We start from the raw sequence: 9,938 nt of genomic DNA, 5'->3' as shown, positions 1-9,938 counted from the left end.
TATTATGTTTCCTAATCTTTTAATAATCCCGCTTATTTATAATCCTATTTAACAAAAGTAATCAGCAAACTGCAAAAATGCTGCCTTATTTTAAAGAAATGTTATTTTTAACGAAAATCTAACGTAATATCGATATTTTTGTACCCTAAATCAGAGAAGATTTGAGTACAGAAAACATCTATATTTTAGGTATTGAAAGCTCTTGTGATGATACAAGTGCATCGGTAATTTGTAACGGAAAAGTGCTAAGTAATGTTGTAGCAAACCAAGAAGTGCATGCCAAATATGGCGGTGTAGTTCCTGAGTTGGCATCAAGAGCGCATCAACAAAATATCGTTCCTGTTGTACAGCAAGCTATTGAGCAAGCAGGCATAACCAAAAACGATTTAAATGCAATTGCTTTTACTCGTGGGCCTGGATTAATGGGATCTTTATTGGTAGGAACTTCATTTGCTAAATCTTTAGCTTTGGGGCTGAACATTCCTTTGATAGATGTTAACCATATGCAAGCACATATTTTAGCTCATTTTATTGAAGAGGAAGGAAGTAAAATACCTCCTTTTCCTTTTGTTTGCTTAACCATTAGCGGAGGACATACACAAATTGTAAAAATTACCAATCATTTTGAAATGGAAATTTTAGGGGAAACAATTGATGATGCAGTTGGAGAAGCTTTTGATAAATCAGCTAAAATACTAGGGCTGCCTTATCCTGGAGGTCCTTTAATTGATAAATATGCTCAATTAGGCAACCCAAAAGCCTTTACATTTACCAAACCTAAAGTAAGTGATTTAGCGTTTAGTTTTAGTGGATTAAAAACTGGAATCTTATATTTTATTCAAAAAAATGTAAAGGAAAATCCTAATTTCATTCAGGAAAATCTTAATGATATTTGTGCCTCCATTCAACATACTATTATTGAAATTTTAATAGATAAACTTAAAAATACGGTAAAACAAACCAGTATTAAGCATATAGCAATTGCTGGTGGCGTTTCTGCCAATTCAGAAATACGAAAGCGTTTAACTTTAGCTGAAAAACATTGGGGTTGGACAACCTATATTCCTAAATTTGAATATACCACAGATAATGCTGCTATGATTGCCATTGCTGGATATTTAAAGTATTTAAACAACGACTATTCTGATATTTCTGTAACAGCTAAGGCCAGATTAAAAGTTACAGAGTAAACCTCTTTCATACTACAATGACTAACTTTAAAAACAGATTTTTATTTAGTATTACCTATTACTTTTTATGGGTAGTATATTTTTTACTCGCCCGCTTTTTGTTTTTAATATATTACTTTGATAAAACTTTTGAATTACGTTTTTTTACTGCTTTAAAAACATTTGTATACGGTATTCAATTAGATTTTTCTTTTGCGGCTTACTTAGCTGCTATCCCTTTTTTAGTCATCTTACTTTCCATATGGATTCCTAAAAAAGTGGTTGGTTACATTATTAAAGCTTATACTTTTCCTATTCTTTTAGTAATTAACCTGTTTATGCTAACGGATATATCTTTGTATAAATTTTGGGGAGTTCGTATAGATGTAACAGTTTTAAATTATATTAATACCCCCAAAGCAATGCTAGCTTCTGTAAGTACTTTACAGTTAATTGGCGGACTTTTTGCTTGGGCATTACTTTCGGTAATTACTATTTACTGTTTTAATAAGGTGTTGAACAAAGTCCTTAAGAAATTAAATAAAAGACATTTTTTAGAAGCTCCTATATTTTTACTGTTAATTGGTAGCTTAATTATTCCTATGCGAGGTGGTTTTGCTAATATTCCTATTAACCAAAGTAATGTATACTTCTCTAAAAATATGTTTGCCAATCATGCTGCTGTAAACTTTATTTGGAACTTCGCTAATACAATTAGTCATAAAACTGATGGTAAGAATCCCTACATTCATTATAAAAAAGATGTTGCTAAAGACATCATCAATAAAACTAAGAATCAACTTTTAACAGCTAATACAGATGCTATCTTAAATACTCAAAAGCCGAATGTTATTATCCTTATTTGGGAAAGTCTTTCAGCAAAAGCTGTGGGTGTATTGGGAGGTGAATCCGATGTGACCGTAAACCTAAACCAACTTGCAAAAGAAGGTATTTTGTTTACTAATTTCTATGGAAATGGGGACAGAACAGACAAAGGGCTTCCTGCTATTTTAAGCGGTTATTATCCTCAGCCTACAAAAAGCATCATGAAAATTCCGTACAAAGCAAGAAAGTTACCTATACTTACCAAAGAAATGAAAAAACTAGGATACAATACTAGTTTTTATTACGGAGGTGATAGCAATTTTGGAAATATGATTACCTATTTACGAAACGGTAAAATTGATAAAATTGTAGATGGAACGGAATTTGACAAAGATAATTGGAACTCAAAATGGGGAGCTCATGATCACATTTTTTTAGATCGATTTATGAAAGATTTATCAGATCCAAGCCTTAAAGAACCTTTTTTTGAAGTAGCTCTGACATTAACCAGTCACGAACCTTATGAATTTCCTGGAAAATATAAATTCGGTAAAAATTCTGTAGAAAATTTATACAGAAGCGCTCAAGCTTATACAGACAAGGCCATAGGAAAGTTTATTGAGGAAGCCAAAAAACAACCTTGGTGGGATACTACATTAATTGTTATTTTATCTGATCACGGACACCCATTACCTAAACATAAAGGATATTTTAATGCTCCTAAAAGATTTCAAATCCCAATGGTTTGGTTGGGCGGTGCTCTTAACAAAACAGGAATTACCATTGATCATTTTAGCGCTCAAAGTGATTTGGCGTATACTTTAACAGACATGTTGGGAGGCAAACCAGAACAATTTCAGTTTGGAAAAAATATTTTTAATACTTCTGAAAATCAATATGCACATTATGTTTTTAATAAAGGATTTGGTACTGTTTCTAAAAACGGAACTTTTGTTTATGATTATGTTAGCAACAAATCCGTTATACAAGAAGGTAATTATCAAGCTTTAGATTCTTTAGGAAGAGCTATTAGTCAGAACGCCTATCAAGATTTTTTAGATAAATAAAAGTTAATCTTTGATTGAGAAATAAATCGTTAAAATCCATTTCATTACTTTTACCCTATGAAATGGATTTTAACGTTATTTTTATTTACTTCTTTAGTTGTTGAGTCTCAAAAATTACCTGACGGTTTTTCATATATAAAAGAGGTATCTCCTACTATACAAGGTGAATTAAGATATTGTCATACCAATAATTTTATGGGGGTTCCAGTTAATGGATATGAAGAAAATACCCTTATAGCTACTACTCCCACTGCTAAAGCTTTAAAAAAAGTTCAAGATGAGTTAGCAAGTCAAAAATTAGGCTTAAAAGTTTATGATGCTTATCGCCCACAAACAGCAGTAAATCATTTTGTAAAATGGGCTCGGGTAATAAACGATACCCTAATGAAACAACAATATTATCCTGATGTTAACAAACGTCATTTGTTTAAGCTGGGATATATTTCTTCTAAATCTGGTCACTCAAGAGGCAGTACTGTCGACTTAACAATTATACACTTAGAAACGGGTAAAGAATTAGATATGGGAAGTCCCTATGATTTTTTTGGAGTTTCTTCTCATATTACTTATGAAAACCTTACCAAACAGCAAAAAAAGAACAGACAATTACTACAAAAAATAATGCGTAAACATGGTTTTAGGTCTTATAGCAAAGAATGGTGGCATTTTACCCTAAGAGCTGAGCCTTTCCCTAAAACCTTTTTTGATTTTCCTGTAAAATAACTAGTTTTAACTCTTTATTTTAAAATCACTTAAAAATCGGCATTATATTTGCTTAGATTTATTTCCAATGATGAAAATAATACCAACACTTCTAATCGTTTTTTTATGTAGCATACCATCACATGTTTTTGCACAGATGGATGGCACTGTTAGTGGTAAAAAAAAGGGAAACTCTACTTTTGGAGTGATTACTGCGCCAGCCAAAGAAGTAAAAAAACCAGAATCATTGGATTTTGGTAATACTAATGGTTTTAAGACTGCACATCAAAAACAACAAAAAGAACTTCAAAAAAAGCAAGCTCAAAAAGATATAGAAAATAAAGGGATCTTAACTAAGGCCAGAATAGCTGAAGAACAATACTTAAAAAATTTCAAACAGATTAATGGAATGTACCAATACCCTGTTATTGATCAAGATTTAGGGAGTTTTAGCACTAAGTCTAAAAGTGTTAATATAATCTGTAGAGACTATCAATATCCCGATGGGGACAAAGTTACAATCAGCATAAATGGTATACCTGTTGTTAGCAACCTTACCTTAAGACAAAGTTACCAATCTTTCAACCTTCCTTTAGATGAAGGCATTAATACTATAGAAATTATTGCCCTTAATCAAGGGACTTCTGGCCCTAATACCGCTGCTTTTAAAATTTACAATGATGCAGGCATGTTAATTTCTTCTAATGAATGGAATTTAGCCACAGGTGCTAAAGCCACGATTATTGTAGCTAAGGAGCAGTAATTGCACCTCTCTTTTTCATCTAAAACCTTTGATTAACTTTTAGTAATAACGTTTTTTAAATTACTAAAAACTACTTATTTTTGTAGCTACGTTTTGCAACAGGTAAAACAAACAAACATTTAAATAAACAACTAAAGTATATAATGAAAAAAGTCACCAAAGAAACCTATATCAACTGGTATAGAGATATGCTATTTTGGAGAAAGTTTGAAGACAAGCTAGCAGCAGTTTACATTCAACAAAAAGTTAGAGGTTTTTTACACTTATATAACGGTCAAGAAGCTGTTTTAGCAGGTTCATTACATGCAATGGATTTGACAAAAGATAAAATGATTACTGCATACCGTAATCACGTTCAACCAATTGGTATGGGAGAAGACCCTAAACGTGTTATGGCTGAGTTGTATGGTAAAGCTACAGGTACTTCTCATGGTATGGGAGGTTCAATGCATATCTTTTCTAAAGAATACCGTTTCTATGGTGGTCACGGAATTGTAGGAGGACAAATTCCTTTAGGTGCTGGTATCGCTTTTGGAGATAAGTACAAAGGTAGCGATGCTGTTACTCTATGTTATTTCGGTGATGGAGCGGCACGTCAAGGTTCTTTACATGAAACTTTTAACATGGCTATGAACTGGAAGTTACCAGTAGTGTTTATCGTTGAAAATAACGGGTACGCTATGGGAACCTCTGTTGAAAGAACAGCAAACCATACTGATATTTGGAAACTTGGTTTAGGGTATGAAATGCCTTGTGGACCTGTTGATGGAATGAATCCTATTAAAGTCGCTGAGGCTGTAGATGAAGCTATTCAAAGAGCTCGTCGTGGTGACGGTCCTACCTTCTTAGAAATGAAAACGTATCGTTATAGAGGTCACTCTATGTCGGATGCTCAACATTATCGTACCAAAGAAGAAGTTGAAGAGTACAAAAAAATAGATCCTATTACTCAGGTTTTAGAGATTATTAAAGAAAAGGAATACGCTACAGAAGAGGAAATCAAAACAATTGATAAGGAAGTAAAAGATATGGTTAAGGAATGTGAAAAATTCGCAGAAGATTCTCCATATCCAGCGCTTAATCAATTATATGATATGGTATACGAACAAGAAGATTATCCATTTATAAAATCTAAGTAAACAATGGCTACAATTATAAACATGCCTCGCTTGAGCGATACGATGGAAGAAGGAGTGGTCGCTTCTTGGCTAAAAAAAGTAGGTGATAAAGTTGAAGAAGGAGATATTTTAGCTGAAATCGAAACTGATAAAGCAACTATGGAATTTGAATCTTTCCACGAAGGTACTTTATTACATATCGGTGTTCAAGAAGGTGAAACAGCTCCTGTTGATAGTTTATTAGCTATTATTGGAGAAGAAGGAGAAGATTTTTCAGCATTATTAAACGGAAATACTTCTGCTCCTGCTGAAACAAAATCAGAAGAACCTAAAACCGAAGAACCTGAAACAGCATCTAGCAATGCTTCTATTCCTGAAGGAGTAAAAGTGGTAACCATGCCTCGTTTAAGTGATACGATGACTGAAGGTACCGTAGCTACTTGGTTAAAAAAAGTAGGTGATAAAGTTGAAGAAGGTGACATTTTAGCTGAAATCGAAACTGATAAAGCAACTATGGAATTCGAATCTTTCAACGAAGGTACTTTATTACATATTGGTGTTCAAGAAGGTGAAAGTGCTCCCGTAGATAGCTTATTAGCAATTATTGGTGATGCTGGTACTGATGTTTCATCATTGGTAGAAGCTCATAATGCTGGTACTTTGGCAAATACTGACGCTTCTGAAAAACAAGAAGAAGCTCCTAAGGCTGTAGAAAACAAAACAGAAACAGTCGCTGCTCCAGTTGAAACAGTATCTAATAATAAAGGAGGTCGAATTTTCGCTTCTCCCTTAGCTAAGAAAATTGCTAAAGATAAAGGGATTAATTTGGCAGATGTAAAAGGTTCTGGAGAAAATGGTCGTATCATCAAAAAAGATGTTGAAAACTATACTCCAGCTGCTAAAGTTGAAGCTCCTGTAGCTACAAGTGCAGCTACAACTCCATCAGCAGTAACTAATTTTGCAATTGCTGGAGAAGAAAACACTTCTGAAGTTAAGAACTCTCAAATGCGTAAAGCGATTGCTAAGGCATTAAGTAATTCTAAATTTTCTGCTCCTCACTTCTACTTAAATATAGAAGTAGATATGGACAATGCAATGGCTTCTCGTAAAACCATTAACGCAATTCCTGATACTAAAATATCTTTCAACGATATGGTTGTAAAGGCATGTGCAATGGCTTTGAAAAAGCACCCACAAGTTAATACTAGCTGGACAGATAACGATACGTTGTTCCACAGTCACATTCACGTAGGTGTTGCGGTTGCGGTTGATGAAGGCTTAGTTGTACCTGTAGTAAAACATACAGATGCTTTAAGTTTAACACAAATTGGTGCTGCTGTACGTGATTTGGCTGGTAAAGCTAGAAACAAGAAAATTACTCCTGGAGAAATGCAAGGAAGTACCTTTACCGTTTCTAACTTAGGAATGTTTGGAATTGAGAGTTTTACTTCAATTATTAACCAACCAAACTCTGCAATTTTATCAGTAGGTGCCATCGTACAAAAACCAGTAGTTAAAAATGGAGAAATCGTTGTAGGTAATACAATGAAATTAACCTTAGCATGTGACCACAGAACGGTTGACGGTGCTGTTGGTGCTCAGTTTTTACAAACTTTAAAAACCTATATTGAAAATCCAGTTACTATGTTGGCTTAGTTTTCAATAAAACTATAAATAAAAAAGCTCGCGAATTGCGAGCTTTTTTTTGTTAATTAAATTAGGTGTTATTTTGAATTGATAATTTTGATTACCTCTTTTACCAATTGAGGAACCGATGCAGGATTTTGTCCTGTTACCAATCTTCCATCAACTTCTACATGTGCATCAAGAGGAGAGCTTGAGTAAAAGAAGTTTCCACCATGCTTTTCAATTGTCTCTCGAATTAAAAAAGGAAAGCTTTTAAAATACGCTCTATCTTTCTTTTCATGATCTTCAGGAAAACCATTGACACGTTTATTTTTCACCACATATTCTCCGTTACTTTTCTTTAAAAAAACAATTCCAGCAGTACCATGACACACTGCGCTGATAACTCCATTTTGGCTTTCATAAATATCCATAGCTATCTTTTGAATTTCTTTATTCTTAGGCACGTTAAACATCGCACTACCACCTCCCACATAGTAAATAGCTTTATAATCAAGCGAACGAACTTGCTTGGGTGTTTTAGTGTATTTTAAAGCATACATAAAATCATTATCGTATAAATATTTCTTCTTCTTTTTCTCTGAAGTATTCAAATATTTTAAAGGAATAGCACCTCCTTGTGGACTTATAATATCTATGTTAAAACCAGCATCTTTAAACATTTCATAAGCCACTATAATCTCATCAAAACTATTCCCCGTAGGAATATCAGTTCCTAAATAATAATCTGTGTTAGAAACTACAAATAAAATTTTATTTCCCGTTTCTATAGATGATTCTCTCGTTGCTGTTTTACTGATGATTTTCCATTCGTTAGTAAACTTCTTTAATAAAAAAAGATCAATAAATCTCCATTTACGGTTAGGTATTAAAATTTCAACTTTAGCAGTGGCAATATCATTAGTGATATCAATTGAAATGATTTCTCCTATCCTGCCATTAAACTCTCCTTTTTTATCCGCTGAGAAGAAATTTGTATACTGTTCTGGAGAATAACGCTTGAAGCCATTCTTTGTGGTTAAATAAAGTGTTGCATCTTTTGAAAAAGAGTTTTTTAATATATGGAGTCTATTATATGAACTTCCGTTTATATAACTTTTAAGAGTTTCTTCTACAAGCTCTTTATCAGAAAGAGGTAAATTAGTATCTGGACGATCTAAACTTTCATAAAACAATCTATCATCAGAGACAAAGCTCTTATCGTAATTAATTACTTTTTGTTGTTTGTTTCCATAGGTATTAATTAGAAGTTCTTGTTTAATATCTTCTTTATCTTGTGAAAAACACGATAAAGAAAAGAGTACTGAAATGAATGTTGTAATAATTTTCATATTTAAAAGATTTAAATTTTACTTCAAATCTCCTAAAACAACTTTCTTTCTTGATGAAGTCTTATAATTTAGGCGTCCTAAATTATAATTGTGTACTCGTTAGTCTTCTAAAAACTGTTTTTGGTACTGCGCTGGTGTTAACCCCACAATTTTCTTAAACGTAGCATAAAAATTTGATTTTGAAGAAAAACCAGCTTCAAAACCGATGCTTTCTAAAGTAATTTTATGATTTTCTCGCAACAACTTCTTTGCTTCTTCTATTCTGTATTCATTTAAAAAACTTGCAAAGCTTTTTCCTAAGTTATCGTTTAAAAATTGCGATAATTTATGCGAAGATATTTCTATTTTAGACGAAACATCGGACAATTTTATATCTGTTGCTTTATATAGTTCTTCTTCTTTCATTAAAAAATCTAATTGTCTGTTTAACAAATCAGCTTCTTCGTTCACTATCTTCTTAGCGGAGTACTTTTCTGGCAAATCTTTGAAAATAGACTCTCTATTTTTCTTAGAAAGAAATAGTAGTATTAATGCATAAAATACAATAGAGAAAGTAACAGTTCCCACAAAATAAAAATAGAAGTAACCAATAATATAAGCTAGATAAATGAGTAGATTACTTAGATAAACAGCCATTATCCAAACTTCGGGAGTACTACAAGTATCTTTCTTTGAAAACAATTTCTTAAAAGTATTTTTTAAAATAAAAGCAGATAAAAGTATGTAAATACCCCAAACGACATAAATAAACTTTACAAAATAAGTGTTCCAAAAAAGAGCATCTGTTGCATAAGGCTTTATAATGCCAACAATGATTATTATAAAGAAGAAGAAGAAGAAATGAAGTTTCCAACTCAATGGAATTTTCTTCGTTTTTCTTACAGACGATTTGAGGTAAAAATACAGTGAGACTCCTATTAAAAAACAGGCTGATAAACCTATTTGAATAATCAGTAAGCTTCTTTCTTCTCTTGGTGTGAATATTGTGTAGACAGATTTCCCTATTCTAACTGTTAAAAAGAAAACTAGCAATCCAAATAAAAAATTAGGGACTCTTTTAACTCTTTCTATCAATAAAAAATACATACTGACCAGAAAACCATTAAAAACCCCCAAAGAACATATGAAAAATAAAACTGCCTTACCTAAACTCATTTTTGCTTATATAAAACGTAAAGATTAAAAAACAAATTTCAATCTACAAATCTTATTTACGCAAATGCTTCTTAAACCATTTAGCTATGTAAGGGACGTATAACAACGATTAAAAAGTATAAATATATTAGTAGGTTCCACTTTTATTTGCCTTCTAAGGC

Annotated in this window: 8 protein-coding genes; 6 read left to right on the top strand and 2 right to left on the bottom strand. The window is 32.5% G+C overall.

Annotated elements, in window-relative coordinates; all coding sequences use genetic code 11:
• Positions 1 to 161: 161 nt before the first annotated feature.
• From tsaD to V1T75_RS16105, 6 genes are all read left to right on the top strand, one after another.
• The gene (tsaD, locus tag V1T75_RS16130; RefSeq protein ID WP_330489526.1) at positions 162 to 1,190 is read left to right on the top strand and encodes a tRNA (adenosine(37)-N6)-threonylcarbamoyltransferase complex transferase subunit TsaD; all 1,029 of its coding nucleotides are present in this window, start codon (positions 162 to 164) and stop codon (positions 1,188 to 1,190) included.
• Between the two features lie 17 nt (positions 1,191 to 1,207).
• Positions 1,208 to 3,061 carry an LTA synthase family protein gene (locus tag V1T75_RS16125; protein WP_330489525.1) on the top strand — a complete coding sequence of 618 codons (1,854 nt, stop codon included), beginning with the start codon at positions 1,208 to 1,210 and terminating at the stop codon, positions 3,059 to 3,061.
• Positions 3,062 to 3,118: 57 nt separating this feature from the next.
• Positions 3,119 to 3,784 carry a M15 family metallopeptidase gene (locus V1T75_RS16120; RefSeq protein ID WP_330489524.1) on the top strand — a complete coding sequence of 222 codons (666 nt, stop codon included), beginning with the start codon at positions 3,119 to 3,121 and terminating at the stop codon, positions 3,782 to 3,784.
• 67 nt (positions 3,785 to 3,851) lie between these two features.
• Complete coding sequence (locus tag V1T75_RS16115; RefSeq protein ID WP_330489523.1) at positions 3,852 to 4,526, top strand: hypothetical protein; 675 nt, start codon at positions 3,852 to 3,854, stop codon at positions 4,524 to 4,526.
• A gap of 143 nt (positions 4,527 to 4,669) precedes the next feature.
• On the top strand, positions 4,670 to 5,665 hold the full coding sequence (gene pdhA, locus V1T75_RS16110; protein ID WP_330489522.1) for a pyruvate dehydrogenase (acetyl-transferring) E1 component subunit alpha: 996 nt from the start codon (positions 4,670 to 4,672) through the stop codon (positions 5,663 to 5,665).
• Positions 5,666 to 5,668: 3 nt separating this feature from the next.
• Positions 5,669 to 7,300 carry a pyruvate dehydrogenase complex dihydrolipoamide acetyltransferase gene (locus V1T75_RS16105; RefSeq protein ID WP_330489521.1) on the top strand — a complete coding sequence of 544 codons (1,632 nt, stop codon included), beginning with the start codon at positions 5,669 to 5,671 and terminating at the stop codon, positions 7,298 to 7,300.
• A gap of 68 nt (positions 7,301 to 7,368) precedes the next feature.
• Here the strand turns inward: V1T75_RS16105 and V1T75_RS16100 are convergent, their stop codons facing one another.
• Both V1T75_RS16100 and V1T75_RS16095 read right to left on the bottom strand, forming a co-directional pair.
• Positions 7,369 to 8,622, bottom strand: coding sequence for a nuclear transport factor 2 family protein (locus V1T75_RS16100; RefSeq protein WP_330489520.1), 1,254 nt, complete (start codon positions 8,620 to 8,622; stop codon positions 7,369 to 7,371).
• Between the two features lie 99 nt (positions 8,623 to 8,721).
• Positions 8,722 to 9,708, bottom strand: a complete 987-nt coding sequence (locus V1T75_RS16095) for a helix-turn-helix domain-containing protein (RefSeq protein ID WP_330489519.1) — start codon at positions 9,706 to 9,708, stop codon at positions 8,722 to 8,724.
• Positions 9,709 to 9,938: the final 230 nt, after the last annotated feature.

The organism is Tenacibaculum sp. FZY0031, from assembly GCF_036350695.1.
Taxonomy (GTDB): Bacteria; Bacteroidota; Bacteroidia; order Flavobacteriales; family Flavobacteriaceae; genus Polaribacter.
This window is presented reverse-complemented; position numbering and strand designations above follow the sequence as displayed.

Coding starts and splice junctions, on each gene's coding strand:
- V1T75_RS16125 (WP_330489525.1), top strand. CDS start 1,208: ATGACTAACTTTAAAAACAGATTTTTATTTAGTATTACCTATTACTTT.
- V1T75_RS16120 (WP_330489524.1), top strand. CDS start 3,119: ATGAAATGGATTTTAACGTTATTTTTATTTACTTCTTTAGTTGTTGAG.
- V1T75_RS16115 (WP_330489523.1), top strand. CDS start 3,852: ATGATGAAAATAATACCAACACTTCTAATCGTTTTTTTATGTAGCATA.
- pdhA (WP_330489522.1), top strand. CDS start 4,670: ATGAAAAAAGTCACCAAAGAAACCTATATCAACTGGTATAGAGATATG.
- V1T75_RS16105 (WP_330489521.1), top strand. CDS start 5,669: ATGGCTACAATTATAAACATGCCTCGCTTGAGCGATACGATGGAAGAA.
- V1T75_RS16100 (WP_330489520.1), bottom strand. CDS start 8,622: ATGAAAATTATTACAACATTCATTTCAGTACTCTTTTCTTTATCGTGT.
- V1T75_RS16095 (WP_330489519.1), bottom strand. CDS start 9,708: ATGTATTTTTTATTGATAGAAAGAGTTAAAAGAGTCCCTAATTTTTTA.